Annotated in this window: 24 protein-coding genes and 1 riboswitch; of the genes, 13 read left to right on the plus strand and 11 right to left on the minus strand. The window is 38.8% G+C overall.

Going from position 1 to position 26,332, the window contains the following annotated elements; all coding sequences use genetic code 11:
- Positions 1 to 237: 237 nt before the first annotated feature.
- Both I6F53_RS12720 and I6F53_RS12725 read left to right on the plus strand, forming a co-directional pair.
- On the plus strand, positions 238 to 1,023 hold the full coding sequence (locus tag I6F53_RS12720) for an ABC transporter substrate-binding protein (protein ID WP_197239774.1): 786 nt from the start codon (positions 238 to 240) through the stop codon (positions 1,021 to 1,023).
- Between the two features lie 98 nt (positions 1,024 to 1,121).
- A riboswitch (cobalamin riboswitch) is annotated at positions 1,122 to 1,285 on the plus strand.
- A 37-nt stretch (positions 1,286 to 1,322) separates the two neighbouring features.
- A complete protein-coding gene (locus I6F53_RS12725) occupies positions 1,323 to 3,152 on the plus strand; it encodes a TonB-dependent receptor domain-containing protein (RefSeq protein ID WP_197239775.1) in 1,830 nt (609 codons plus the stop codon).
- 74 nt (positions 3,153 to 3,226) lie between these two features.
- Here I6F53_RS12725 and msrA read toward each other — a convergent pair whose 3' ends face one another.
- The 3 genes from msrA to I6F53_RS12740 all read right to left on the minus strand — a co-directional run bounded on the left by msrA (position 3,227) and on the right by I6F53_RS12740 (position 8,003).
- On the minus strand, positions 3,227 to 3,763 hold the full coding sequence (gene msrA / locus I6F53_RS12730) for a peptide-methionine (S)-S-oxide reductase MsrA (protein WP_197239776.1): 537 nt from the start codon (positions 3,761 to 3,763) through the stop codon (positions 3,227 to 3,229).
- A gap of 85 nt (positions 3,764 to 3,848) precedes the next feature.
- The gene (locus I6F53_RS12735) at positions 3,849 to 6,947 is read right to left on the minus strand and encodes an efflux RND transporter permease subunit (protein ID WP_197239777.1); all 3,099 of its coding nucleotides are present in this window, start codon (positions 6,945 to 6,947) and stop codon (positions 3,849 to 3,851) included.
- A 3-nt stretch (positions 6,948 to 6,950) separates the two neighbouring features.
- Positions 6,951 to 8,003, minus strand: a complete 1,053-nt coding sequence (locus tag I6F53_RS12740; RefSeq protein ID WP_166420877.1) for an efflux RND transporter periplasmic adaptor subunit — start codon at positions 8,001 to 8,003, stop codon at positions 6,951 to 6,953.
- 245 nt (positions 8,004 to 8,248) lie between these two features.
- Here I6F53_RS12740 and I6F53_RS12745 point away from each other — a divergent pair, with 245 nt between their 5' ends.
- The 6 genes from I6F53_RS12745 to I6F53_RS12770 all read left to right on the plus strand — a co-directional run bounded on the left by I6F53_RS12745 (position 8,249) and on the right by I6F53_RS12770 (position 13,702).
- On the plus strand, positions 8,249 to 8,953 hold the full coding sequence (locus I6F53_RS12745) for a DUF2982 domain-containing protein (protein ID WP_166420876.1): 705 nt from the start codon (positions 8,249 to 8,251) through the stop codon (positions 8,951 to 8,953).
- 21 nt (positions 8,954 to 8,974) lie between these two features.
- Complete coding sequence (locus I6F53_RS12750) at positions 8,975 to 9,307, plus strand: hypothetical protein (RefSeq protein ID WP_166420875.1); 333 nt, start codon at positions 8,975 to 8,977, stop codon at positions 9,305 to 9,307.
- A 70-nt stretch (positions 9,308 to 9,377) separates the two neighbouring features.
- Positions 9,378 to 11,033, plus strand: coding sequence for an Lcl C-terminal domain-containing protein (locus I6F53_RS12755; RefSeq protein WP_197239778.1), 1,656 nt, complete (start codon positions 9,378 to 9,380; stop codon positions 11,031 to 11,033).
- A gap of 9 nt (positions 11,034 to 11,042) precedes the next feature.
- Complete coding sequence (locus tag I6F53_RS12760; RefSeq protein WP_166420873.1) at positions 11,043 to 11,561, plus strand: Lcl C-terminal domain-containing protein; 519 nt, start codon at positions 11,043 to 11,045, stop codon at positions 11,559 to 11,561.
- Positions 11,562 to 11,726: 165 nt separating this feature from the next.
- Positions 11,727 to 12,644: an ExeA family protein gene (locus tag I6F53_RS12765; protein WP_197179834.1), complete on the plus strand. Its 918-nt coding sequence runs from the start codon at positions 11,727 to 11,729 to the stop codon at positions 12,642 to 12,644.
- Between the two features lie 11 nt (positions 12,645 to 12,655).
- On the plus strand, positions 12,656 to 13,702 hold the full coding sequence (locus I6F53_RS12770; protein ID WP_197179832.1) for a general secretion pathway protein GspB: 1,047 nt from the start codon (positions 12,656 to 12,658) through the stop codon (positions 13,700 to 13,702).
- A gap of 53 nt (positions 13,703 to 13,755) precedes the next feature.
- Here I6F53_RS12770 and I6F53_RS12775 read toward each other — a convergent pair whose 3' ends face one another.
- Together I6F53_RS12775 and putA are read right to left on the minus strand one after the other, a co-directional pair.
- A complete protein-coding gene (locus tag I6F53_RS12775; protein ID WP_197179830.1) occupies positions 13,756 to 14,949 on the minus strand; it encodes an HD-GYP domain-containing protein in 1,194 nt (397 codons plus the stop codon).
- Between the two features lie 117 nt (positions 14,950 to 15,066).
- Positions 15,067 to 18,870, minus strand: a complete 3,804-nt coding sequence (gene putA, locus I6F53_RS12780) for a bifunctional proline dehydrogenase/L-glutamate gamma-semialdehyde dehydrogenase PutA (RefSeq protein ID WP_197239780.1) — start codon at positions 18,868 to 18,870, stop codon at positions 15,067 to 15,069.
- Positions 18,871 to 19,039: 169 nt separating this feature from the next.
- On the opposite strand from putA, the gene I6F53_RS12785 reads away from it, so the two are divergent.
- The gene (locus I6F53_RS12785; RefSeq protein ID WP_197239781.1) at positions 19,040 to 19,522 is read left to right on the plus strand and encodes a winged helix-turn-helix transcriptional regulator; all 483 of its coding nucleotides are present in this window, start codon (positions 19,040 to 19,042) and stop codon (positions 19,520 to 19,522) included.
- A gap of 53 nt (positions 19,523 to 19,575) precedes the next feature.
- Here the strand turns inward: I6F53_RS12785 and I6F53_RS12790 are convergent, their stop codons facing one another.
- From I6F53_RS12790 to I6F53_RS12805, 4 genes are all read right to left on the minus strand, one after another.
- Positions 19,576 to 20,412 carry a mechanosensitive ion channel family protein gene (locus tag I6F53_RS12790; RefSeq protein ID WP_197239783.1) on the minus strand — a complete coding sequence of 279 codons (837 nt, stop codon included), beginning with the start codon at positions 20,410 to 20,412 and terminating at the stop codon, positions 19,576 to 19,578.
- Between the two features lie 38 nt (positions 20,413 to 20,450).
- Complete coding sequence (locus I6F53_RS12795) at positions 20,451 to 21,194, minus strand: LrgB family protein (RefSeq protein WP_197179142.1); 744 nt, start codon at positions 21,192 to 21,194, stop codon at positions 20,451 to 20,453.
- A complete protein-coding gene (locus I6F53_RS12800; protein WP_197239784.1) occupies positions 21,187 to 21,540 on the minus strand; it encodes a CidA/LrgA family protein in 354 nt (117 codons plus the stop codon). The genes I6F53_RS12795 and I6F53_RS12800 overlap by 8 nt, the downstream gene beginning before the upstream one ends.
- Positions 21,541 to 21,611: 71 nt before the next feature.
- Positions 21,612 to 22,403, minus strand: coding sequence for a crotonase/enoyl-CoA hydratase family protein (locus I6F53_RS12805; protein ID WP_197179146.1), 792 nt, complete (start codon positions 22,401 to 22,403; stop codon positions 21,612 to 21,614).
- A 367-nt stretch (positions 22,404 to 22,770) separates the two neighbouring features.
- On the opposite strand from I6F53_RS12805, the gene I6F53_RS12810 reads away from it, so the two are divergent.
- From I6F53_RS12810 to I6F53_RS12820, 3 genes are read left to right on the plus strand one after another with little or no spacing between them, the layout of a single operon-like run.
- Positions 22,771 to 23,091, plus strand: coding sequence for an HI1450 family dsDNA-mimic protein (locus tag I6F53_RS12810; RefSeq protein ID WP_197175369.1), 321 nt, complete (start codon positions 22,771 to 22,773; stop codon positions 23,089 to 23,091).
- Positions 23,092 to 23,133: 42 nt separating this feature from the next.
- Positions 23,134 to 23,946, plus strand: coding sequence for a DUF481 domain-containing protein (locus I6F53_RS12815; RefSeq protein ID WP_197179148.1), 813 nt, complete (start codon positions 23,134 to 23,136; stop codon positions 23,944 to 23,946).
- A gap of 25 nt (positions 23,947 to 23,971) precedes the next feature.
- Positions 23,972 to 24,454 carry a hypothetical protein gene (locus I6F53_RS12820; protein ID WP_197239786.1) on the plus strand — a complete coding sequence of 161 codons (483 nt, stop codon included), beginning with the start codon at positions 23,972 to 23,974 and terminating at the stop codon, positions 24,452 to 24,454.
- A 45-nt stretch (positions 24,455 to 24,499) separates the two neighbouring features.
- On the opposite strand, the gene I6F53_RS12825 is transcribed toward I6F53_RS12820, so the two are convergent.
- On the minus strand, positions 24,500 to 24,985 hold the full coding sequence (locus tag I6F53_RS12825) for an FKBP-type peptidyl-prolyl cis-trans isomerase (RefSeq protein WP_197239788.1): 486 nt from the start codon (positions 24,983 to 24,985) through the stop codon (positions 24,500 to 24,502).
- A gap of 12 nt (positions 24,986 to 24,997) precedes the next feature.
- Positions 24,998 to 25,909 carry a CAF17-like 4Fe-4S cluster assembly/insertion protein YgfZ gene (ygfZ, locus tag I6F53_RS12830; RefSeq protein WP_197239789.1) on the minus strand — a complete coding sequence of 304 codons (912 nt, stop codon included), beginning with the start codon at positions 25,907 to 25,909 and terminating at the stop codon, positions 24,998 to 25,000.
- Positions 25,910 to 26,073: 164 nt separating this feature from the next.
- Here ygfZ and I6F53_RS12835 point away from each other — a divergent pair, with 164 nt between their 5' ends.
- A complete protein-coding gene (locus tag I6F53_RS12835) occupies positions 26,074 to 26,325 on the plus strand; it encodes an FAD assembly factor SdhE (protein WP_024598759.1) in 252 nt (83 codons plus the stop codon).
- Positions 26,326 to 26,332: the final 7 nt, after the last annotated feature.

Genomic DNA, 26,332 nt, shown 5'->3' on the forward strand with positions numbered 1-26,332 from the left:
GAAATCGAAAGATTGAGTCATGTGTCACTCCTGTTTTCTTAATAATACTGAAATGACACAGATTTCTAAACACTACCAATAAAGCTCTTTAAGCTTTGTAATAAAGCGTGCTTTAATTTTTTACTGCTAATTAAAGCCGCTTTATATATTTCCTCCTTAAGTTTTCCTTCGATTGATCCGCTTTTTAGTATTTAAGCTACTATATTTACTACATGTAATTTTTATACAAAGTATTAAATGAAAGCCTATCAATTATTTTTGCTATTTGTGTTAACTCTATTTACACAACCTAGTTTGTCAAAAACAGTTAATATTAATATATTAGTTGAAGATGGCTATTTCCCGATCATCATTGATGCACAAAAACAGCAGGGACTTGCACCTGAGTTTATAAAAATATTGAACGACTCTCAGATCGAATTTAACTTTATACTCAATTCGCTACCTGTTAAAAGGCTATCAAAGTCTGTTGAACAGGGGCATTTTGATGTTCTATTTTTAATGGCATTGCAATGGATCCCTCAGTCTGTACGCTCGAATGTTATGCAAAGTAGTTTTTATATGATCACAAAAAATGAGTTATATGCGCTTAAAGAAAATGCAAAAAACCAAGATTATTTTAATGATTTACGAGCACTAACAAAAGTAGGTGTATTAGGTTATTCGTATCACTTTGCTGGCTACAATACTGATGCTTATTACTTAAGTGAGGAGCATGGCGTTAGCCTTACTATAGACGAATATAACGTGGTTAAAATGTTGTTACTGAAGCGTGCTAACATTGGCGTATTAAATAGCATTGCGTACCAGTATTTTAAAGACCAAAAAGCTTTCGATATGAGTTTGCTATACAAAAGTGAAATCCCCGATGCCGCTTTTGATACTCATTTTTTAGTTAATACTAAGCAAAATAAAATATCAGCGTCTAAAATTGACGCTATTCTTAACTCTTCAGTTATACAGCCCCAAATTAAAAATCTACTAGATAAATACGGTGTATCTTCAAGTTTTAGTATTGAGTGAAACTTATAGCTAACTAGATTTAGCTATATAGACGTCCATTGACATTTGTAAACAAAATACTCACAATAGCGACATATTTTCAAGGTGCTTGCTTAATGCTTAGGCATTGGTTTTAAGGTATTGAAACTAACGGCAAGATAATCGGGAAGTTGGTGCGTTTTCATGATGACTACAACCCCAACACTGCCCCCGCAACGGTAAAGTATTGCCTGTTTTTACATGCTTACTGAGTCCGGAGACCGGCCTTGATGCAATCTTACTTACTAAAATCTTTGCGGTGGGCAAAGGTAGGGGACTTCATGTTAAACAAAACAACTCTAGGCGTTGCAATTTCTGCTGCGCTTTCATTTTCTGTGTCTGGCGCAGAACAATCAATTGAAAAAATAACCGTTACAGCTAATAAATTTGAGCAGTCAATTAATGATGTTTTAGCAAGTGTGAATGTTATTGACCGTGCTGAAATAGAAGCAAGCAATGTACGTGATTTACCTACGTTATTAAGCAAGCAAGTTGGTTTTCAGGTTAATCCAAACGGTGGCTTTGGCCAAAATACAGGTGTGTCACTTCGTGGTACAGGCTCTGGCGATACGTTAATTTTGATTGATGGCGTGCGTACGGGCTCCGCAACACTTGGTGAAAAAGCTTTAAGTAATGTCCCTTTAAATAGTATTGAACGCATTGAAATTATTAAAGGCTCACGTGCAGCTATTTATGGCTCTGACGCACTCGCTGGTGTAATTAATATTATAACGCGTGAGTCAGATAACTTATCTGTGAGTGCTACGTTGGGCTCTGATTCTTACCAAAATTATCAAGTGGCAGGCTCTGTAAAATCAGGTGATATAACATCAGCATTTAATGCAGGCTTTGAAAAAACAGATGGTTTTGATGTACTGCAAGGCGTAGCACCAGATGAAGATGGCTACGAGAATAAAAATCTTGGTTTTAAAGTAAATTACACTGACGCACACTACGGCGACTTTAAGTTACTTGGTCAATACAGCGAAGGTTTTGCTGATTACGACAGTAGTTTTAGTCCAGCCACAAGTACTGTTGAAACAGGTGATTTTAAAAACTATCAACTTTCTGCTGGTTGGAATAAAAACTACACGAACCAATCACACAGTGTTGATATTGCTATTGCAACGGATGACTCAGATAACACTTTTGTCGATTTTTTCACTGGACTGCCTGCAACCAGCACATTTATAACTAAACGTACTCAAATTGATTACAACGGTCAGTATCAACTGTCTAATGAATTTAATATTAGTGGTGGTATTAACTGGTATAACGACGATGTATCGCACAGCTCTGAGGTGTTTGTTGAAGATAGTCGAGATGTACTTGCTGTGTTTGTAGGTGCTTACTACGATACCGATAAAATTCTTGCTAACTTAACTGTACGCCAAGATGATGATGAGCAATTTGGTGATGAAACAACCTATACGGCAGCTGCAGGCTATCATTTATCTGAAGATGCAACCTTTAGAATAAGTCAAAGCACTGGTTTTAAAGCGCCTACCTTTAACGATTTATATTTTCCAAACTTTGGTAACCCTGATTTACAGCCTGAAAAATCAGTAAACCGTGAGCTTGGTTTGAGTGTGGACTTTGACATTACACAAGTTGATGTTGCAATATTCAGAAACGATATTGAAGATAGAATTGATTACGACGCAAATTTTGCACTCGCTAATATCGATGAAGCGCGCTTTGAAGGGGTTGAATTTAGCTTGTCTCAGCAGCTTTTTGGTTTTGATAGTAACCTTAACTTTGCTTACTTAAGCGCAGAAAATAAAGAAACAGGTGCAGAGTTACGCAATGTTGCTAAACGTACCTTTAACTGGGAACTTGCAAAACAGTTTGGTGCATTTGATGCAAGCTTAGACATGCAATATCGTAGTGACCGACAAGGTGCTGTAACGCGTTTAGGCTCATACACACTTTGGAACTTAGCCGGTAATTATCAAGTAAATGAACACATTGAAGTTTCGCTTCGTGTAGAAAACTTATTTGATAAAGAATACAACGCGGTTGATTCAAACGCTGATTTTACAACGGGTGAAGTGTATTACTACAACACACCTGAGCGTCGCTTTTTTGCAGGCGCAAGCTACCAATTCTAATTACCACTTTTAGTTTGAATACATAGACAAAAGCCCGATTTAAATCGGGCTTTTTACTATGCGACTAAATTTAGTTACTCAGTTAAAAACTCTTTAAATACGGTTTCAAACTTGTGTAATTTAGGTGCTATTAAAATACTACAGTAACCTTGCTGTGGGTTTTCGTTATAGTAATCTTGATGGTAATGCTCTGCCGGATAATACGTAGTAGCAGGGCTCACTTCTGTCACAATCGGTTCACTCACATGGCTTTGCAGTTGGGCTATCATTTCATTGGTTTGCTTTAGTTGGGCTTCATCGTGATAGTAAACAACGCTTCTGTACTGTGTGCCTATATCGTTACCTTGGCGATTCAATTGTGTTGCATCATGCAAAGTGAAAAACATTGCTAACAATGTTTCAAAGCTAACTACAGTAGTATCAAATTCAATTTTAACAACCTCAGCGTGCCCTGTTGTGCCAGAGCATACAGAATTATAGGTTGGGGCGTCAGTTTCGCCACCGGTATAGCCAGAACTCACATCTGATACGCCATTTACACGTCTAAATGCTGCATCTATACACCAAAAACAGCCGCCACCAAATGTTGCTACTTGCGTTGTTGAGCTCATAAGTATTCCTAAAATGTATATGGAGTTTAAAGGCGAGCATAAATTGTATGCGCCGCAACAACAAGGTTACGGCGCAATAAAGAGATTAGATCTCTTCGAAAGGTTTATCAGCAGCTTGTTTATTCAGCTTTTGTTGTAAAAACTCAGGTGACTGTGTATTTTTCGATAGAGCATAATACGCTGCAGGTACAACAAAAAGAGTCAGCAGGGTAGATACAATAACGCCAGTAAATACAACTACACCAATTACCATACGGCTTTCGGCGCCGGGGCCTGAGGCAAAAACCAAAGGAACAGAGCTCATAACGGTTGTTAGTGAGGTCATTATTATTGGGCGAAGACGCTGGGTAGCCGCTTGTAGTATTGCTTCACTAAACTCAACGCCTTTATCACGTAATTGGTTAGTAAACTCTACAATTAAAATACCATTTTTTGCACTTAAACCTATGAGCATAACAATACCTATTTGGCTGTAAATATTGAGCGTGAGGCCTGTAGACCATAAACCAAACATAGCGCCCATTAAGCCAAGTGGTACAGTAAGCATAATTACAAACGGGTGCATAAAGCTTTCAAACTGTGCAGCAAGCACCAAGAAGGTAACGGTTAGTGCAAGTATAAATACGTAGGTCATCGCTGATGCGCCTTCGTAATAAAGCTGCGATTCACCTTTGTAATCTACTGCGCCATCTATATCGTTTTCTTCAGCGGCTACTTCGTTTAAAAAGTTAAGCGCTTGCTCAAGTGTGTAACCGTCAGCTAAGTTGGCGCTTAATGTAATTGCGCGCATACGGTTATATCGGTTTAAGCGCGATGCGGTTGCTTCTTCTTTTAAGCTGATAAGGCTATCAAGTGGGACTAGTTCACCGCTTCGTGATTTAAGGTATATATTTGAAATATCAGTAGGGTTGGTGAAATCTTCTTTAGTCCCTTTTAAAATCACATCATACTCTTCACCACGGTCAATAAATGTTGTAACACGGCGCTGGCCCAGCATTGTTTCAAGGGTTGAGCCTACATCAGACACCGATACACCTAAATCAGCGGCTTTGTTTTTATCTATGCTCACTAAAAACTGTGGGAAGGTTTCTTTATAATCATGGTCGATTCTTACAAGACCAGGATTTAGTTCTGCACGCTTTATTATACGGTCGCGCCAATCAGCTAGCTGTGCGTAATCGTTACCTTGTAATACAAACTCAATAGGGCGAGACGAGCCACCACCGCCAATACCACGGCGCATAATGGCAAATGCACGAACATCGGTAACTTCTTGCATTTTACCGCTTATTTCGTCCATTACTTCCCACGTTGAGCGTTTGCGCTTATCCCAATCGGCCATACCCACAATCGCAACACCGCCGCTGCCACCCCAACCAGGAACTCGAACAAGTACACGGCTTAGCTCACCGGCTTCAGAATAGGGCATTAGGCGTTCTTCAATTTTAGCCATATTAGCGGCATTATTTTCATAACTTGCGCCTTCAGGGCCGCTCATCATAATAAAGAACGTACCACGGTCTTCTTTTGGTGTTAGCTCAGAAGGAACTTGTAAAAACAGCGAGTAACTAACAAAACCAGCTAATAATAGGCTCACCATTAAACCCCATTTACGAGTTATGTTAGTTGAGAGTGAATTACGGTAACTTACTTCAATTTTAGTAAATTGACGATCCATCCATTGGCTAAACTTATTTGGTTTGTCTGATACTTTAAGTACTTTAGAGCACAGTGCTGGTGCGAGTGTAAGAGCGGTAACACTTGAGAAAAATACAGCAGCACTTACCGCCATAGCAAATTCAGTAAATAATGCGCCTATACGACCATCCATAAATACCAGTGGTACAAATACAGATATAAGCACAAGAGTGGTTGCTACAATGGCAAAACCTACTTCACGCGCGCCTCTAAATGCAGCTAGTAACGGTGGTTCACCCAATTCAATACGACGGTGAATATTCTCGAGCATTACAATGGCATCATCTACTACTAAACCAATGGCAAGAACTAAGGCAAGCAACGTTAGTAAGTTGATTGAGTAGCCCATTGCTAATAAAAACATAAAGCTACCAACCAGTGCGACCGGTACTGTTACTGCCGGAATAAGCGTTGCTCTTATGCTGCCCAAAAACAAAAATATAACGAGTACGACTAAACCCATAGAGATGGCAAGTGTGCTGTAAACCTCATTAATTGACTCTTTAATGAATACAGACGAATCGTAGCTATCTTGAATTGTGGTGCCTTCAGGTAAATTGCGTTTGATTTTTTCAAGCTCACTACGTGCGTTATCTACTACAGTAAGTGTGTTTGCTTTAGCTTGTTTTACAATACCTAAACCAATCATATTGCGGCCGTTACCACGGAATAAGCTTTCGTCGTCGGCAGCTTCTAGCTGTACATCAGCAACTTCACCTAAACGTACTAAATAGCCTTCATCGCCGCGTTTAATTACCAGATTTTTAAAATCGCGTTGATCTTTATAACTACGTGCAGTACGTACTGTAAAGTCACGGTCTATTGATTCTATTTCACCGGCAGGTAGCTCAACGTTTTCTGTACGAAGTGTATTTTCAATGTCGCTTGAAGTAATACCGCGTGCAGCCATTGCTTGACGGTTTAGCCAAATTTTCATGGCGTATTGACGCTCACCACCAATACGTACATTAGATACGCCATCTACCACCGCTAAGCGGTCAACAATAAAGCGCTGTGCGTAATCAGAGAGCTGTAACGAGTCCATTGTTTCGCTGTTTAATACAAACCATGCAATAGGGCTTTCATCACTATTTGATTTAGATACTTCAGGCGGGCGTACTTGATCTGGCAAGCTATCTAGTGCACGAGCCACGCGTTCGCGTACATCGTTAGATGCGGCATCTATGTCGCGGTTAATATCAAATTCAATAGTAATGTTTGAACGTCCATTACGGCTCGATGAGTTAATACTTTTAATACCTTCAATACCCGAAATACGGTTTTCTATTATTTGCGTTATTTTTGTTTCTATAATTTCGGCAGAAGCACCAGTGTATTCAGTGCTGATATTTACAATCGGCGTTTCAATATCCGGATATTCACGAAGTGGCAGCATAGTAAATGCAACCAATCCAAAAGTAAGAAGGAGTAAATTAATTACAATGGCAAAAACAGGGCGTTTAACACTAGTATCTGTAATTTTCACGTATTACCCCTTTACGCTTACTTTACTTCCAGAGCGAATTTTTATTAGCCCTTCAGTAACAATTTGCTCGCCATCGGTTAAGCCTTCATCAATAGCAACCCAGCCATTATTTCTGCCAGCAACATGCACTTCAATTTTATTAGCTATTCCGTCTTGAATTTGAAAAACAAAGTGTTTGTCTTGTAAAGGGATAACGGCTTTTTCTGGCACCATTAAAGCTTGGTTACTACTAAGCTCAAGCGCTGTGTTTAGTAACATACCAGGGCGTAATAAGCCTGATTTATTAGCAAAACTTGCAGTTACTTCAACACTGCGTGTTACCGAATCAATACGCGAGCTAATATGCGTTACCTTGCCAGTAAATGTCTGCCCTGGGTAGGCATCGTTTTGGGTAAGCACCTTCATACCCATATTTAATTGTGCTAAATATTTTTCAGGTACTTTAAAGTCAACTTTAATAATACTAATATCATCAAGTGTGGTTATTATTGTTGTATTGCTTACGTAGGCACCTATTGATATTTCACGCTTACCTAACAGGCCCGAAAATGGCGCGGTAATAGTCATTTCATTTAACTTTGTTTTAGCGCTTTCTAGTTGAGCCTCAGTTGCATCAACACGAGATAGCTGCTCTTCAAGTAACGACTTTGCCGTTGATTGCGAACGTGAAAGTTCGGTTAGGCGATCTAACTGACGTTTTTCTTCACGTAAATTAATACCAAGCTCTTTAACTGCAAGCTGTTCTTGTTGGCTTTGTAGCTGTACTAGTTTTTGTCCTTTACTGACTAGGTCGCCATCTTTAAAATATATATCGGTGACATAATCATTTTGTGCACTTTTTATATAAATAGCTTGGTTTGCACGTGCGCTACCAATGGCTTCTATCATCACTGCGTTTTCCTGAGAGGTAACAGTATGAGCCATAACTTGGGTAGACATTTGTGATGAATCGGCTTGTTCGCCGTGGCTAGCGGGTAAATATAAATAAACGCTAAATATTAGTAGTAATGTAATAATAAATGGAAAAAGAGCTTTACCTGATTGTCTTGAGTACATCGTTTCATACCTGAAAATTAATTATATGTATTGTACGAAATAAGACCGAGAAAAGGCGGTTATGTGTCTCATAAATTTGTGCGTTAAGCGTAAAAGTAAATAAGATTTATTCATTGTTCCTATTTTGTTGAGGATAAAGCGGTAATGTATGAAATTTAAAACGACCTGTAACTTATGTATAACAACAAGAAAGATCATAATTTGGGCCATTATTATGTTTGTTTTTTATATGGTGTTTTACCAATATGGATAAATCTAACAATGTAATTAAATTTCGGGCACAAGGTGCGCGAAACGCAATTGAGGTGCTTGCAGTCGGTGCTATAGGCTTAGTTTTTATTATGTTGTTTAATTTACTAAGGCCAGGTGAAATTAGCATCCTTGAAGTGTTTTTAGTGAGTTTGTGTATTGCCGCTATTTTTATTGGATATTTAAAAACTCAAGAGCCGTATTATAGCCTTTTGATAAGTGAATCGGAGCTTGTTTATTGCCATAAATATGGGGCTTGGAGCATGTCTCGTAATAACTTCCATCACAGCGGTATACCAAAAGTAGAAGATGGCCTTGATTACTTAGAGCTCAATGCGGTGGGTGTTAAAGTAAACGACATAGATGAGTTTTTAACAAATTTTGCACCAAGAATTGCAGGGAAACTTTTAATAGAGCAGCGTAATTTGTTTATGCAAGTTGTTCAAAAACATTGCAAAAATGGCAGTTGCCCATCAGAATGGTTAATAGAAGATACACAGTACACATCCCATAAAGGGGTAAGCTATACTGGTCTTATAGCCATGTTTGCTAACAGAACTAAGCACCTTCAACTGCTAACAGGTTACGATTTATTATTACCTGCCAGTGTATTAGATAGAGATATTTGGGCATTTAGTGCTAACTTAAATAAATGGAAGCGCGAGCCTAGTCAGTTTATAGCGTCGCAAATTAACAATTAAGCTGCGACTGTAGGAAAGAAAATGAGCCAAGACAGAGCTTTTTTAAAAAGTGGTCGAAATACCATAATACATAAAGATAAAAAACTTGATTTAGTGATTGTAAACTCTGAAATTCATCCCAAAATTAAAGTAACGCAACATGGCTTGGAGCCATTTAAAGAAGAGTTACCCAAAAACCGTCGCGACGCAAAAGAGCGTTATTTAGAGATGGTTTATGTAAGTAGCGCTGATATATTTGGCGAAGAAAAACAGTTATTGTTTATTCAAGCGTTAGATGGTCGAGAGTATAAAATTGATTACAGTAAAATAGGTACAAAGCTATTTGTACGTATTCATCAAGATACTTATCTGTAGTGCTTTAATGGCATCTTTATTGCTTGTGATTACACTATAGTAATTATTTGACATAAAAAAGGTGCTGCGTATGAAAGCGTTTGCTTTAATCCCTCTCATTTCTTGTGGTTTGTTAAGTGCGTGTGGAGGCGGTGGCGGTGATAGCGATAATACAGTTGTAGAAACCTCTGTTAATGCTGGAATCGATTTACAAATTATCGAAAAAACTGAATTTACCATCACAGCACAAGGCTCTCCCGCTGATGGTACGTTTTCATGGCAGCAAGTTAGCGGCCCAAGCTTAGAAGGCTTTCCGCTTGATGGCGCTGAGCAAACACTTACCGCACCGGATGTAAAAGCTGATAGTGAAATAATCTTAAGAGTAAGCTATCAAAGTACGGGTAGTAGCGCTGTTAGTGACGATATTTCTATTTCAGTGAGCTCTAATAACCAACTTCCTCTTGCTGTTATTACACAAACATCTCCTGAAACACTTCCTTCCGTTTACAAAGATACGGTGACTTTAAGCGCTCTTGAGTCGAGCGATCCTGACGATAATGGCCAAATTGATAGTTACTTGTGGCAATTGCTATCAGGTCCTGATTTAGATATTGCGAGCTTTAATGAGTCAACGCTTAGCTTTTCTCATCCATTACTTGAAAGTAACGTAAATTTATCTTGGCAGCTAACCGTTACCGATGATGAAGGCGGTGAGGCGAGTACGCAATATTCAATGACGCTTAACAAAACAAATGAATTAGTGGATGCAAATGCAGGTGCTGATCAAAATATTGAAGAGTTTGAAAAAGTAACGCTTGATGCAACAAGTAGTGAAACTGTTACCGATACCTATCAGTGTAAATGGCAACAACTTACCGGTAATACCGAAACATTAAGTAATAGCAACCAATGTACAACGACATTTTTTGCCTCTGATGTAGATACTGAATCCACATTGAGCTTTGAAGTAACGATAACTGATTCAAAAGGACGTACCGATACAGACTCTTTATTTGTTGATGTATCACCTAAAGCGCTTGGGCTTATAAACGATAGTGGTGTTGGTGAGTGTTACAACAATACACAACGCATTAACTGTGAAAGCGATGATTTTCCAGAGCAAGATGCAGAGCTCGGACGCGATAGCTATGCAAATCGTTTAGATAAGGTTGGCAAAGGTAATTTAGCGTTTGATTATACTAAACTAAATCAGTTTGCTGATGAAGTTGGTGATGATAGTAGTGACTTTACCTGTATACGCGATAATGTTACTGGGCTTGTATGGGAAGTAAAAACTGAATCATCTGGAGTATTGCCAAATACAAGTTTGCGTGAAGGGCAAAATCATTACTTTTGGGATTTAGGAGCTACGACTTTTACCGATACCAGTACAGCCAATTCAACTTGTCCGGATGATACCAGTTGCGGCGTGCAAAGTTATATAAACGAAGTGAATAGCTTAGATTTCTGTGGTGGTACAAACTGGCGCTTACCAACTTATAACGAGCTTTTAGGTTTAATTGATTACGGGAAACAAGGGCAAAGAGTGCTAATAGACGAATCGTTTTTTCCTTATATTCCTCAATCAGGTGATATAGAAAGTGTGGATTTACCGTACTGGACCTCGCAAACTGCAGCCGATGGTACAAGTTTATCGCAAGCGTATATTATAGATATGAGTAATGGTAACGACCTTGCTTATCCAAAAGAAAAGCTCGCTTATGTACGTTTAGTTAGAAGCCGTTAGGAGAAAATAATGAAATTAAAATTACTCTATGCACTAGCAACTATAAGCTTGAGCTTTAATATTGCAGCGGCGCAAACTTGCTACGTCGGTGCAGATACCACAACACCGACAGATAGATTTACCATAAATACAGACGGTACGGTTTCTGATACAGGAACTGGCCTAATGTGGCAACGCTGTAGTTATGGGCAAACTTATAATACAGAGACCCAGCTTTGTGAAGGTTCTACACCTTCCCTTACTTGGCAAGAAGCGCTTCGCGGTGCTAAAAATGATACAACCGCAGATTACGATGATTGGCAAATGCCTAACATTAAAGAATTAGCGAGTATTCTAGAGCACAGTTGCACCGAGCCGAGCATTAATGAAGAGGTGTTTTTTGGTACTAAGCTTCAAAACTATTGGTCAAATACATCGGGTGTGAGCACTATGAGCTCGGCGTGGGTTTATCAATTTGATAGTGGGCTGAATAGCTTGCATGCCAAAACCAGTAATGTGTATTTACGGTTAGTACGCTACGAAAAATAAAGTACATCAAAAAATTTGATATACAAAAGTGCAGCCTTAAAACGGCTGCATTTTTTTGTTTTACATAAATTTACGTTATTTCAATAATAAAGCGCTTACAACGTTGTCACTTAGCGCGTTTTTTTGCCATTATAGGCCGTGATTTAATTACGAAGGAACATCACGGTGTATTTAAGCTATTTTGGCCTGAATGAAAAACCTTTTTCAATTTCGCCCAACCCTCATTACTTATTTTTAAGTGAACGACATAAAGAAGCCTTAGCACACCTTACCTACGGATTAGGTGAAGACGGTGGTTTTGTATTATTAACAGGTGAAGTAGGCACAGGTAAAACAACAATTACCCGCAGCATGTTAGAACAATTGCCTGAAAACACTCAAGTAGCGATGATACATAACCCAGCACTTTCAGAGCTGGAGTTATTAGCCAGTATTTGTGATGAGCTCAACATTAGTTACGATACTAATAATGCGACGCTTAAAAGCCTTACCGATATTATAAAAAAGCATTTAGAGACCAATAATAAATCGGGTGGGCATACCATACTTATTATTGATGAAGCGCAATTACTTGCTCCTAATGTGCTTGAGCAATTGCGTTTGCTAACCAATATAGAAACCGATCATAAAAAATTATTACAAATAGTATTGGTTGGCCAACCGGAGTTACAAGAACTTTTAAAGCGCAATGAGCTGAGGCAACTTGCCCAGAGAATAACAGCTCGTTACCATTTATTACCACTTACGCAAGGCCAAACAGTTGCTTACATAAAGCATCGGTTACATGTTGCAGGGTGTGAAAAAGGCATTTTTTCGATGGACGCCATGCAGGCTGTTCATCAATTAACCGGTGGTGTGCCACGATTAATGAACTTGGTCTGTGAGCGTGCTTTGGTAGGCACTTTTGCAAAGCAGCAGTTGATAGTTGATAGCGATATAATAAAAAAATCAGCACATGAGTCATTACCCATGGATTTTGTAGCGCCAGTTAATGAGGCTAACAAAGCAACGTCATTTGTACCATATAGCCTTGCATTCGCTGCTTTATTTGCCGTAGGTATTGGGCTTTCATTTATTTTATAGTTAGGTAAGTTATGTCTTATTTATTAGATGCGCTAAAGCAGTCGCAGCAATCAGATATGAGTGCTGAACAGTACGACTTGCAATCAGAGCAGTTAAAGCAACAGCAAGCACTTAAGCGTTATAGACGATTAGCATTAGTTTTTGGTACTAGTTTAGGTGCTTTTATTGCAGTAGCTGGTGGCTTTACTACGGGTAAGTGGTTTCAAGGTACTACTTTATTAAATACATCACAATCCGCTGTAATTAAGGTGGCTGAAAGCGAAAATTTAGCACCTAAAAAAGAAATTAAGCAAATAGATAATGAAGTTGAAAAAATACAAATAGCTAAGTTAGAACCAGCCAAAGCAACTTCAACAAATACTGCCACGATTGAAGGGCAACTTGTGCACGTGCAAACGCCTACTGGTGTGCAGCAAATGCTATTAACCCCAAATGGGCAATATATTCCTATGCCATCAAGTCAGGGGGCGAGTGCAGCAGGTTATAATCAACAACAGAACATGCAACAAGTAATGCCAGTTCAAAATTATAATCAGCCAGTATTTAACCCACAAAGTAATTACGCCCCAAGCAATACGCAAAACGCTTCGGTGTTTGGGCAAAATCAAAGTCAAAATACATCATCTGCTCAACTAGATATGAGTAAATATAAGGTGCTGGGTAAGCCAATTAATGGCAGTAGTCAGGCTCAACAAGTGAGCGACCCTGAACTTGAAGCGGTGCCTACAACGCTTAAAAATGCGTTTGCGCAAGCTATACAAGACGTAGAAAAAAATCAAGATTATGAAGTTACTCATGCATCAAAAACGTCATCACGTGTTGAGCCTGTAGAGTTACTACCTGATGGTTTGCAATCAATGTTGCCTAGCATTAAATATCAAGCGCATATTTATTCATCGAGCGCTGATAAGCGTTGGATCAAGCTAAATGGCCGAGAGTTACATGAAGGAGAGAGTATTGGCGTTCTAACTGTAAGAGAGATTACACCTGAGCAAAGTGTACTTGATTTTGATGGTTATGAATTTAGCCTAAAAGCACTGCAAGATTGGCCGCAGTAAGTACTTAGATATTATGTTTGAGAGCTCAATAGAATATTGAGCTCTCAATTGTTTTAGGAAAGTATTGAATTTTTATAAAAGCGTTCTAAATCAATATTATATTCTTTGGGTTTAACAGCTGATTCGAGAGTATCTACTGTTTTTTTGTTAGATAAATCGATATCTTTTACTTCGGTATAGCGGCTATGTTTAGCGCTGTAAAATGTTTTAACTACCGGTTTTAGTGGTGTGCTTGGGTTACTCTCAGTAACCAAACCCACTTTTTGACTCGATAATCTAACGAGCGTTCCTACCGGATGGATACCAATACATTGAATAAATTTATTAAGTAGAACAGGATCAAAACTATCATGGCATCCGTCTTTTAATATTTTAAACGCCTTTATTGGCTCCATACCTGCTTTGTAAACACGCTCTGCAGTGAGTGCATCATACACATCAACAATTGACGCCATACGTACGTACTGACTTATCTCATCGCCTTTCTTACCAAACGGATAGCCTTTACCATCGAGTCTTTCGTGATGCATTCCTGCAATATCAACAGCAACACCTGTTAAGCCGGCCTCTTCTAAAATCTCTTTACTGAAAAGCGAATGCATTTTCATTATTTTAAATTCGTCGTCAGTAAAACGGCCTGGTTTATTGAGCACTTCATCAGGAATTTTTATTTTACCAATATCGTGCAGTAGTGCGCCGGTTGTTAGCTCAACAATAATGTCTTTATCTATGCCTAAATGCTTTGCAAAAATGCCCATTAAAATAGAGACATTTATTGAGTGCTCAAGTAGGTAAGCGTCTTTTTGGCGCATCTGTGTAAGGCAGGCTAGTGCGTCTTGATTTCTAAAAACTGAGTCCATAAAGCCACTAGCTAGCTCTCTAAACGGCGCAATATCTATATCGCGGCCTGCTTTTATATCTTTAAATGCTTTTAGTTGGAGTGTTTTTGCCTCATCGTAAAGCTTTTTTGCTTTTCCCATTTCTTGTTCGGCACTGTGTGTTTTTTGCCAAGGATCACGCTTTATTTTTGTTATAGGTGTAGCGATAGGATCTTTTTCAGGGACTGAATCAATGAGGGTTTTATCAGGGTCAATTTCTACTTCTAAAATGCCTGCTTTTATGAGGTTATTAATACTAGCCTGAGTTTTAACCCAGCCTTGGTTTTTAATTTTAATACTGCCAGTTTGTCTGGTAACACCTTGCACAAACATACCTGGGAGTAACTGTGAGATAGGGAGTCTTTTCAAATTTATAACTTCTGCTGCTAATCTTCTACCAACTTAACAAGTATATACGTAACGACCAAATAAAAAAGGCACTTTTCAGTGCCTTTTTTACTTATTTAACTGAAAATATTAAATAGTTTATTCATCGTCTTCAACAAGTGTCATTAGTGATGTGTTACCACCAGATGCCGTTGTATCAATACTAATTGTTTTTTCAGTAATTAAGCGCTTGATTAACGTATCGTAATACTCAGAGCTAATTACTGGTAAAATTGCACCTTTACGCTGTGCAAGCTGCTGGCTAAAGTAGCCTAAGCGAGACGAGCGAGCTGCAACTACCGCACCTGCTAAATGAGGGTGAGCCAAAATAGCTTGTAACTGATTAGGTTTAGCTACTTGGAAAACACCTTCAGCAACACCTGTAGAGATAAACTTATCTTTAAAGGCAACAGCTTCATCATAAAACAACTCAGATGCCACTGTAATTACCGTGTTACCTGCTGCAATAGCGGTAATGATAGACAGTGCCCAGAAGTTGAATGATGTGCTCTTATCTGCATAACACACTACACAACCACGTGCTTCTAGATGAAGTGTATTAGACTCACCCGTTGGCCCTGGCAGGGTAGTAAACTTACGCATGTGTTTTTCAAGGCGGTTAAGCTGAGCACGTGCTTCTGAAAGTGTTAATGCTAAATCGTCTGCTAAGTCGTCGATAATTTCTACCGTCGCGATTTTAGCAAGCAACTGACGTACAGCCGAAACACGGTCGTTTAATGGTGTTGCACGCCAAATTTTTTCATCGCGCATTGAGTTAGCCATTAGCTTTTTAACTTGTTCATTTGCACCGCTGTAGTGGTGTAAATCAAGTTCGTCAGGCGTTAGGTTAGTCATTTGTACGTTATCTGGAGATGCTTTTTCTTTCACTAAACGTTGTAGGTAGTTAGGGCCACCGGCTTTAGGGCCAGTACCTGATAAACCACGGCCACCAAATGGTTGCACACCAACAATAGCACCAATCATGTTACGGTTAATGTAAACGTTACCGGCACGTGACATTTTAGCTAGGTACTCACAACGCTCTTCAATACGTGAATGAACACCCATTGTCAGGCCATAACCAGTGTTATTAATTTGGTCAATTACGTTATCAATGTCATTCGATTTAAAGCGAACAATATGAACGCATGGGCCAAATACTTCACGCTTAAGTACTGATAAGTCTTTAATTTCGTATAAACGAGGAGCAAAAAAGTATGCGCCATTTTGCGTATTATCAGGAATTTTACATTCGTAATGAAGTATAGAATTACCTTTTAAGTACTCAACGTGTTCGTTTAAGTTTTTAAGTGCTTTTTCATCAATTACAGGACCAACATCAGTTGATAGTAATGATGGGTCGCCAATGTGCAACTCAGCCAATGCACCTTTAAGCATTTCGATAATGCCATCTGCTACGTCATCTTGAATGAATAAAACACGAAGAGCAGAACAACGTTGCCCAGCACTTTGAAAACCAGAACTGATCACATCGTCAACTACTTGCTCAGGAAGCGCCGTTGAGTCAACAATCATACAGTTTTGGCCACCTGTTTCTGCAATTAACGGTACTTGAATATCGTTACGTGCAGCAAGTGTTTGAGAAATTAATGTGCCTGTTTCAGTAGAGCCTGTAAACATAACTGCTTGAATACGTTCATCAGGAACAATTGTTTTGCCTACTTCAGAACCGCGAGCAATAACAGGCTGAACAACATGCTCAGGTAAACCAACAGAGAGCATTAGTTCAATAGCACGAATTGCGATTAAGCTTGTTTGCTCAGCAGGCTTAGCAATTACAGTGTTACCTGTAACGATTGCTGCAGCAACTTGGCCTAAGAATATTGCAAGTGGGAAGTTCCACGGGCTAATACATAAAATAACACCACGGGCTTCAAAACGCTCATCTTGTGATAGCTCTTCAGCGCGCGCTGCGTAGTAGCGACAAAAATCAACTGCTTCACGTACTTCATCAATACCGTCTTGCGCTACTTTACCTGCTTCTTTAATACAGATAGCAACGAGCTCATCGTGATGACGCTCTAAAATATCCGCAACGCGGCGCAGTAAATTAGCACGGTCTTTTACTGGTGTTTGTGACCATGGTTCAAGTGCAGCTTCAGCATTAGCCAGTAATACTTTCATTTCTTCGCCGGTTTGCAACTTAACGTGACCGATGATTTCTTTGTGATTCGCTGGGTTTTTAACAGCCAATGAGCCTTCAGGTACTTGGCTTTGCTCAATTAAGTGCTCGTTAAACCATGTTTCAAGATTCTCTTTGAAAGGGGTAATAACGTTAATATCGGTTAAGTCCATGCCTTTAGAGTTAGCACGTTCTTCACCGTATAAATCAATTGGCATTTTAATTTGCGTATTGTACTTGTTACGCAGGCCTTGCAGTGTTTCTACAGGATCTGGTAGCAATGATTCAACAGGTTTTGTTGTATCTACAATGGCGTTTACAAATGATGAGTTAGCACCATTTTCTAATAAACGGCGAACAAGGTATGCAAGTAGGTCTTCGTGTTGACCAACCGGTGCGTATACGCGGCACTGAATTTTTTCCTCATTTACGATTTGGTCGAATAATGACTCACCCATACCGTGCAAACGTTGAAATTCAAAACCGGTGTTGTCGCCTTTCGCTACTTCTAAAATAGTCGCTGCAGTGTAAGCGTTGTGCGTTGCGAACTGCGGATAAAGTACATCACGCGCTTCAAGCATTTTGATTGCACATGCTTTGTAAGAAACATCGGTAGTCGCTTTACGTGTAAACACTGGGAAGTGCTCTAAACCATCTTGTTGAGTGGTTTTAATTTCTGTATCCCAGTAAGCACCTTTAACTAAACGTACCATCATCTTACGGCCAACACGGCTTGCAAGGTCCGTTAGCCATTCAATTACAAAAATAGCGCGTTTTTGATACGCTTGAACTGCTAAACCAAAACCTTGCCAATCACCAAGATCTTCATCACTGAATACCACTTCAATTACATCTAGTGAAATATCTAGACGGTCAGCTTCTTCGGCATCAACTGTAAAGCCGATATCGTATTTTTTAGCGGCAAGTGCAAGTTCTTTTAGCTTTGGTACAATTTCTTCCATCACGCGGTCTTTATGAGTGAACTCATAACGCGGGTGAATAGCAGAAAGCTTCACTGAAATACCAGGGCTCTTTACAGGACCACGGCCGTTTGCCGCTTTACCAATAGCATGAATTGCATTCATGTAGCTGTCAAAGTAACGCTTCGCATCTTTCATTGTGCGCGCGCCTTCGCCTAGCATATCGTAAGAGTATACATACCCTTTTTGCTCTGTATCGGCAGCACGTTCAATTGCTTCGTCAATGGTACGACCCATAACGAATTGCTTGCCCATAATTTTCATTGCAAAATTTACAGACTTACGAATAACTGGCTCACCTAAACGACCAATAGTCTTTTTAAGCATGCCGAACTGTTGTTCTTTCGTTTTGTCTGTGTAGTTAACCATTTTACCGGTAACTAATAATCCCCAAGAAGACGCGTTTACAAATAAAGAATCGCTGCTTCCTAAATGAGAGCTCCAATCACCTTTCGCTAATTTGTCGCGAATAAGTACATCTTGAGTTGCTTTATCTGGAACACGAAGCAGCGCTTCGGCCAAACACATTAATACAACGCCTTCTTCACTAGAGAGTGAAAATTCATTTAAAAGCGCATCAACACCGCCTTGCCCATCTTGCTCTTTACGAATGTTTAAAACAATTTGGCGGGCTCTTTCCCAGGCACGACTTCGTGCTTTTACGCCTACTTCTGCAAGCGGTAAAATATGATCAATAACCGCATTTTCATCTATGCGGTAGAAGTCACGGATTCTTTGTCTAATAGGACAAATCGTTGTTAAATCGCCGTTGAATAACATAAGCAACCCTCAGGAGTGTTAAGAATTATAGTAAAATTAATTACCAATAAATTACCAGTGATATTGTGAGTGCATTCTAATTAAAATTCAGCAGAATATGCTGGTTAAATTTCGCGATTTACGATAATTTACAGGGTATAAATTTAACTTATCCGCATAAAATTCTGTTATGACAATTCCAAATAGATTACGCATGCTAGATCGTATTGATTTAGCCATACTAGACGTTCTTCAAAAGAACGGCAGAATTTCTAATGTTAACCTCGCAAAGCAGGTTAATTTAAGCGCCAGCCCGTGCCTAGATCGGGTTAAACGTTTAGAGCAAGAAGGCTATATTGAAGGCTATTACGCCAAGCTTAGCGAAGCTAAACTTAATCAGAGCTTAGTAGCGCATGTTCAAGTATCGCTTGTTGCTTCAAATACTGCTGTATTTAAAGTCTTTAGAGAGCACATATTAAGGATAGATCAAGTAGTCGAATGTGACATGGTGGCAGGTGGCTATGATTATTTATTAAAAATCCGTGTTTCTAATATGGAAGAGTACAGACAAGTGCTAGGTGACTTAGTCGATATACCTGGCGTGGGCACTCATCATACTTATATGGTGATCGAAAAAATTAAAAAAGACGAAGGGCTGATTATAAATCTTTAGTTTATTAAAAGTAGGTTGAGCTTGCCGGTATGCAAGCTCAATATCAAAACTAATTAGCTTTCTAAATCAGTTTTATTAATTGTGATGACACGTTGAGGGAATGGGATTTCAATATCAGCATTATTAATTGCTTTATAAACACCACCGTTAATAGCTAGCTTAGTTTCGATAATTTTAGTTGTAGGTACCCAATACCTATAACTAATAGTTACGCCGCTATCAGCAAAACGCTCAATACCTACTTGTGATAATGGATTTTGCGCGACTAATTCATGGGCTTTGAGTACGTCTTCAATAAGGCTAATTGCGTTATCAGAGCAAGCACTATAAGCAATATCTATCTCACCTTTTACTAATGAGTAACTAAACGAGTTGTGAAGTATTTCGCCCACAATATGTTTATTTGGAATGGTAATTTCTACTTTTTCTTCATTAATTAAAATGGTGTAGCCAAGCTCAATCGTTTTAACTTGGCCACTGACATTTTTAACTTCAATAGTATCACCAACAACAAAAGGCCGTGTGGCTATAATGGCAAGGCCCGCACCATAGTTAGAAAGCATGCCTTGTAGTGCTAAACCAGCACCTAAAGATGCTGCACCAATGGCCGCTACAAAAGGCGTAACGCTGATACCTATTTTGCCAAGTGCAATAATTATAACCATTACAATTAGCAGTACTTTTACCACGCTACTGACAAAGTTAGTGAGCGTAATGTCAACATTATGGCGGGTCATTAACGCGGCTACAAATTTGGCAAGCTTTTGTGCTATCCACAAACCAATGAGGACGATAAAAATAGCGCCAACAATTTGCATACTGTAGGTAACCATATACTCAGTAAGCATGGTGTAATATTTTTCAAACTGTTCAATTTCAGAACTGATCATAAAGCGCTCTATGTTAGGGCTATGTTGTATTTTTCCAACTATAGCAAAATGTTGACTAAAAATGGATATAACAGCGGCACTATAATCGCGGTTAATAAAGCGCTTAGCGCCATTGCAACTGATGAGTAAGCGCCAACTTTTGGGTGTTCGGCAATAGCAGCGGCAGTCCCAATTGCGTGACAAGCTGTGCCCATGGCAACACCTTGAGATTCGTGATTAAAAATATTAACGAGTTTAAAAAGCATAAAACCAAATAAAGCCCCTAATAAACCAATAAAAATAACTAAAGCGGCGGCAAGAGAGCTAATCCCGCCTAATGAGTCGGTAACAATTAAAGATATTGGCGTAGTAACACTAAGAGCAGCAACAGATGCACTTAGCTGCGTTGGCGCATTAAATAGCATGCTTAGTAAAAATGCTACAACGGTTGCGTTAACAATACCTAAGCTACAAGTTGCGACTATGAGTAATAGGTTTTTTCGTACGTGCGTAAACTGCTGATATAGCGGAAGTGCTAAAGCTACAATCGCGGGCTCTAATAACCAACTTAGTAATTTGCTGTGCGAGGCAAATTGCGTATAAGGCAAATTTAGATTAACTAGCAATAAAGCGATAATACTAATACTTAAAAATACGGGGTTAGTGAGCGATTTAAATACGCTGTTTTTTATACTTTGGTTTACGGCCCTTAATGCTAAAAACAATACAATAATAAAAGGGATACTTAGCCACCATAAATTAGGCTGTAGCTCTGAAATAGCGGAAAAAGTTAAATTAGTCATTATTTTCTTTTCCCTTAAAATACGCAATTACACTGCTAACAAGTAATAAGGTCGTTATAGGGACTAGCACCACAACTGAGGCTAAAAATGCCCAATGCGATTTTATAAGGCCGAGATGTTCAATAAATCCCACACCTGCAGGAATGAAAAAGATAGGCATAATATTTAAAATAGGGGAGGCGCATGGTTTTACGTGTTGCTCTTTTACAATACCAGATAAGAGTAAAACTAATAAAATAACCATAGCAAGTAACGGTGCAGGAAAGCTCCCACCAATAAAGTGCATAATGAGTTTAGCTAAGGCTAGACATAGTAAAATAATAGCGCTACTGAGCAGATATTTCATCAAAGTGGCTCACAGAAAAGATAAGAGCTTAACTTTAACAAATCAAACTCTTTTATGCATTGTGCAATAGTCTACCAATGCTTTGTGTTTGCGTAGGTTATACCCGCTTTTCCTTTAGCTTTAGCAATTGCTTTTTTAGTGTTTGGATTTAGTAGCAAGCGAATTTGGCTAAAAGTTTCTTTAGCGAGTATTTTACGTTGGTTTGGTTTATAGCTAAGTTGTGTAATACGTTTAATTGCAGCAAGCGTATCGGGTGAGCGTTCAAGTAATGTATTGAGCATGTTTTGCGTGGCTTGTTGGGTATCATCGGTAAGTTGAGTAACTAAACCAAGCTCATTTGCCTGTTGTGCTGTAATAGGGTTTGCATGGCTTGCAAGCCAAAGAGCTTGATCTCTATTAACTAAACCGCTCATCATTACATTTGCTCCCATATCGGGGCATAACCCCCAACGAGCTTCCATAATAGCAAGCTTGGCATCAACATGAACAATCCTGTAATCAGCTCCTAAAGCTATTTGTAAGCCTCCCCCTAAACAGTTGCCATTAATTTGTGCAATAACGGGCACACTTAGCGACTGCCAGCCTAATACCACTTTTTGCGCTAAGTTCTGATTGCCCGGCAACCATTTGAGTAATAGTTTTACTATGTTCATTGGCGCTGCCATTACTGCTGATATATCAAGGCCGGCACAAAAATGCTCGCCATCGCCTTTTATTACAACAGCGCGAATACTACGATCCTTTTTTATATTTTTAATCGCTTTGTTTAGCTCTACAAACATTTCAAAGCTTAATGCATTTTGCTTTTTAGCTCTGCTAAGCGTGACGGTTGCAATGCCATTTTGTTTTTCTAGTTTTATCATTACATACTCCTCTGACCTGTTACTTGAGCTTATGTTGTTATAAGAATTAAGTAAAGTGATGGTATTTTTAAATAAATTGAATTTATTAGTAAAGCGGTAGTCTTAAATGATTGGTTTTAGATGATAAAAAACTGAACAATTTTAATTTGGGATAATAAAAATAGTTTAAGCTGCTATTTAAGCTTAAATTATTAAAAGTAACCTTTATATTCAATAAGTTACTTAAATTATTCTTTATCGTTTTAGTTGTATGCTGAATAAAGCATGACTCGGTTACAAAAAAGTCAGTGTTTTAAGCTTTTTTTTATCAAAATGATGATGAGATTTGATAATATAGCGCAACTTAAAAGCTTAAGGTTAAGCACATATGTCGGGTCCACGTTTATATACGGTAGAAGAAGCTACTCACCAAGCTTATGATATTTTTTTAGAGTTAGCGCCAAATAACTTAAGTGATAAAGATGTTGAAGACTTTAATGAGTTTAGAGAAGACCTAGGCTTTATTGAAGAAGATGAGCCAGATGATCAGTGGCAAGACTTTGTAGCCCTTGAGATAGAGCCAGAGCACTTTATTCAAGTATTGGTAGGCTTAGAATTTGAAAATGATGATGTTTTGTTTGCTAAAATTTTGATTAGTCGTGATAAAGATGCACCGTTTTGTCATATTTTATGGAAAGAAACTGAATAAGCAATACGGCTTATTTTTATAATTGTGTGCAGAGAGAGTGATGTGCGTAAGTATTTATTTTTAATTTTTTTGATAATTAGCTGCCCAAGTTGGGCGGTTGATCCATTTGAAGATTTTCATGAATATGGCAAGCTCTCTGATGAAGAAATTCATGAGTTACATAAAGGTGAAATGTTTTACGGTGATACTGAATTTGGCTTTATTTTAAGCAAAGGTAACACTAATTCGACCAGTTTTAAGCTCAAAGGTAATTTATACCAAGATTTTGAAAAGTGGCGAAATCAATTCAAAATAGACTCTCTTTACAAACGTGATCATAATGATGATACGGATGAAACGGATGTAACAGCAAACCGTATATTTGTATCTGCTCAAGGTAACTATAAGGTGGGCGTTAAAAACTCTTCATTTTTTATTTACGGCGATTACGAAGAAGATGAGTTTAGTGGACTTGATTTTAAAAGCACAATAGCAACAGGTTATGGTGCGCGTGTATATCAAGGCTCTAAAAACAAAGTAGATATTGATGTAGGACCTGGTTTATACCGCTCAGTAGCTGATGAAGATTCGGACGTGAGCGAAGATGAAATTAATAAAACCGGTTATTTAGTACGTGTTGCAATGCAGTGGGAACGCTTGGTTTCTAAGCGTACTCGTTTTAATCAAGATGTGAGTATAGAGCAGTCGCTTTCAGGTCTTAATTCTCGCTTAAAATCAGAAACCGCACTGATAAGCCAAGTGATTGGCGCGGTATCGCTTAAATTTACCTACATGTATCGTTATAATTCAAAACCCGAAGATGATAAACTCAAGTTTGACTCAGAGCTGAGTGCTACATTGGTGTACAGCTTTTAAGTATTTATTTAATTTAGAGAATATTATGTATCAGCATAAACAGTATGCGGTGTTTATCTTTTTTGTATTGGCGTGGATTGGCGGTTTTGTGGCGCTTGCATGGAATTTGTTAGGCGCTGATGGACCTTTAATAATATTTGCTGGGATTTTAGTGCTGGTGGGCTTTTTGTTCCATGGTCTAACAGTAAAAGTAGATGATAAAAAAATTAGCTGGGCGTTTGGTCCAGGCGTTGCCGGTCAAAGTATCGAGCTTAGCGAAGTAATAGAAGCTAAGGCAGTTCAAAACTCTTACAGACACGGTATTGGTATGCGAATTACTCACGATGGCTGGGTATATACAGTATCTGGTTTTAGTGCGATACAGCTAACGCTTAAAGATGGCACACTGTATCGAGTTGGTACAAACGATCAAAAAGGTTTATTGGCCGCTCTAAAAGAGAAGAACGTGTTAATAGTGCTTCCTAGTAAGGTAAAAACTGAAACGGTTAAACCTAGTAATATGATATAAAAAAAGCGCCTTAGGCGCTTTTTTTATATCTGCTTTTGCAGTGTGTTAGTGGTCGTGACCACATCCACCTTCGCCGTGTACATGGCCGTGAGTTAACTCATCTTCTGTAGCATCACGTACTTCTAGTATTTCTACATCAAAGTTAAGTGTTATGCCTGCAAGCGGATTATTGCCATCTACAATCACTTCTTCATCTTGAATATCGATGATCATTACTGATTGGTCGCCATCGTCTGTTGAAGCACGAAACTGCATGCCCACTTCAATTTCCATGCCTTCGAACATTGACTTAGGTACAGCTTGCATTAGGTTTTCGTGGCGTTCGCCATAACCTTCATCAGGTTCAACTTTTACACTAAGAGTGTCGCCTGGTTGTTTGCCTTGCAAAGCATTTTCTAGGCCTGAAATTAAATAGCCTGTGCCAATGATAAAGTGTAGTGGCTCACCACCGAACGAGTTATCAATGCTATTGCCATCATTATCCATTACCGAATAATGCATTTTTACCACTTTGTTTGCCGCAACGATCATAGTCATTCCTATTTATTCATCTTCAAGAGAGTAGGGTAGAGGCAGAATGCTTAGCTCCACCTGAGGTGTGTGTTTTGCACGAAGTACCTGAGTTACATCAGTATCGTTTGGCAACACAACAAGGCCTGTTAATTTATTTGTTTGCTCATCAAAGCTCTGTGCAATAAGTTTACCAGCACGACGCCAATTTTCGCCTAATTGGGTTTCTAAATCGGGCTCTGAAAGTAGTCCTTCGCTTTGCCCTGAAACTATATACATTGCACGCTTATTTTTACCTAGGTACTTCATGCGAGCCACAGTTTCTTGACCGGTATAACACCCTTTTTTAAAGCTTATACCGCCAATAGCATGTAGGTTTACCATTTGAGGAACATACTCGCCAATTGCATCAGCACTTAGCTGTGGCTCACCTGCAAGCATGGCTGCTTGTTGCCAAAGAGCTTCGTTATCAAGTGTAGATACGTTATCAGGCATGCTAAATTGGTTATCAACCATTAATAAAACACGGTTATCAGCTAATTTTAATGCTTTACCATTTTCAAAGTCACACGCGCTTGCATCGCCTTCAAAGCTAATATCAAGTTGTGCAAGTACATCAGATAAATCATCACCAATTAAGCCAATTAAACGCCTTGAACACTCGCTGATATCAACTTTTGCAAATACAGCATATTTTTTAAGTTCAGCTAACGATTTTTCAACTTCGGCTTGGCTACCCGCAAGGTAGTAGCTATCTTGATAAGAAAATAATTTAAATACGCCCCAAAGTTTACCTTTAGCGCTGCAATGGCCAGCCCACAAATAATTACTGCTGGTTAATTTATTTAGATCTTGAGTGATTTGCCCGTGTAAATAAGATAATTTATCAGCACCGTAGAGGCTAATAAGTTGATGAGATAACGGACATGCATAAACGCTCGACATAAAAACCTTCTTTGCAATATAAATGAAGTGACATAATAACGCAGTTGTTACGTATGGTACAGACAAGCACCTAATGGTGTGACTTTATTATTTAATGAGAGATTAATAGCTGCTAAATGGGCTTGTGTTTGTTAAACTCGAGTCAATTAAGTATGAGGTTTAAAATGGTTGAAATTCATAGTAAAGCACGTATTCGTTGGGCTTGTCGTCGTGGCATGTTAGAGCTAGATGTTTTGTTTATGCCGTTTGTAGAAGAAGCATACGACTCTTTAAACGCAGAGCAACAGGCTATCTTTCAGCGTTTGCTCACGGAAGAAGATCCTGATTTATTTGCATGGTTTATGGGCCATCAAGAATGTAAAGATGAGCAGCTAAATAGCATGGTTCAACTTATCTTAGACCGAGTTCGTGTATAGGTTTACG

Source organism: Pseudoalteromonas sp. SWN29, assembly GCF_015864465.1.
GTDB lineage: Bacteria > Pseudomonadota > Gammaproteobacteria > Enterobacterales > Alteromonadaceae > Pseudoalteromonas.

What these genes read in the sequence shown, in the direction of transcription:
- I6F53_RS12720 (WP_197239774.1), top strand. Translation starts at nt 238, where the DNA reads ATGAAAGCCTATCAATTATTTTTGCTATTTGTGTTAACTCTATTTACA.
- I6F53_RS12725 (WP_197239775.1), top strand. Translation starts at nt 1,323, where the DNA reads ATGTTAAACAAAACAACTCTAGGCGTTGCAATTTCTGCTGCGCTTTCA.
- msrA (WP_197239776.1), bottom strand. Translation starts at nt 3,763, where the DNA reads ATGAGCTCAACAACGCAAGTAGCAACATTTGGTGGCGGCTGTTTTTGG.
- I6F53_RS12740 (WP_166420877.1), bottom strand. Translation starts at nt 8,003, where the DNA reads ATGTACTCAAGACAATCAGGTAAAGCTCTTTTTCCATTTATTATTACA.
- I6F53_RS12745 (WP_166420876.1), top strand. Translation starts at nt 8,249, where the DNA reads ATGGATAAATCTAACAATGTAATTAAATTTCGGGCACAAGGTGCGCGA.
- I6F53_RS12750 (WP_166420875.1), top strand. Translation starts at nt 8,975, where the DNA reads ATGAGCCAAGACAGAGCTTTTTTAAAAAGTGGTCGAAATACCATAATA.
- I6F53_RS12755 (WP_197239778.1), top strand. Translation starts at nt 9,378, where the DNA reads ATGAAAGCGTTTGCTTTAATCCCTCTCATTTCTTGTGGTTTGTTAAGT.
- I6F53_RS12760 (WP_166420873.1), top strand. Translation starts at nt 11,043, where the DNA reads ATGAAATTAAAATTACTCTATGCACTAGCAACTATAAGCTTGAGCTTT.
- I6F53_RS12770 (WP_197179832.1), top strand. Translation starts at nt 12,656, where the DNA reads ATGTCTTATTTATTAGATGCGCTAAAGCAGTCGCAGCAATCAGATATG.
- putA (WP_197239780.1), bottom strand. Translation starts at nt 18,870, where the DNA reads ATGTTATTCAACGGCGATTTAACAACGATTTGTCCTATTAGACAAAGA.
- I6F53_RS12785 (WP_197239781.1), top strand. Translation starts at nt 19,040, where the DNA reads ATGACAATTCCAAATAGATTACGCATGCTAGATCGTATTGATTTAGCC.
- I6F53_RS12790 (WP_197239783.1), bottom strand. Translation starts at nt 20,412, where the DNA reads ATGATCAGTTCTGAAATTGAACAGTTTGAAAAATATTACACCATGCTT.
- I6F53_RS12795 (WP_197179142.1), bottom strand. Translation starts at nt 21,194, where the DNA reads ATGACTAATTTAACTTTTTCCGCTATTTCAGAGCTACAGCCTAATTTA.
- I6F53_RS12800 (WP_197239784.1), bottom strand. Translation starts at nt 21,540, where the DNA reads ATGAAATATCTGCTCAGTAGCGCTATTATTTTACTATGTCTAGCCTTA.
- I6F53_RS12805 (WP_197179146.1), bottom strand. Translation starts at nt 22,403, where the DNA reads ATGATAAAACTAGAAAAACAAAATGGCATTGCAACCGTCACGCTTAGC.
- I6F53_RS12810 (WP_197175369.1), top strand. Translation starts at nt 22,771, where the DNA reads ATGTCGGGTCCACGTTTATATACGGTAGAAGAAGCTACTCACCAAGCT.
- I6F53_RS12820 (WP_197239786.1), top strand. Translation starts at nt 23,972, where the DNA reads ATGTATCAGCATAAACAGTATGCGGTGTTTATCTTTTTTGTATTGGCG.
- I6F53_RS12825 (WP_197239788.1), bottom strand. Translation starts at nt 24,985, where the DNA reads ATGATCGTTGCGGCAAACAAAGTGGTAAAAATGCATTATTCGGTAATG.
- ygfZ (WP_197239789.1), bottom strand. Translation starts at nt 25,909, where the DNA reads ATGTCGAGCGTTTATGCATGTCCGTTATCTCATCAACTTATTAGCCTC.
- I6F53_RS12835 (WP_024598759.1), top strand. Translation starts at nt 26,074, where the DNA reads ATGGTTGAAATTCATAGTAAAGCACGTATTCGTTGGGCTTGTCGTCGT.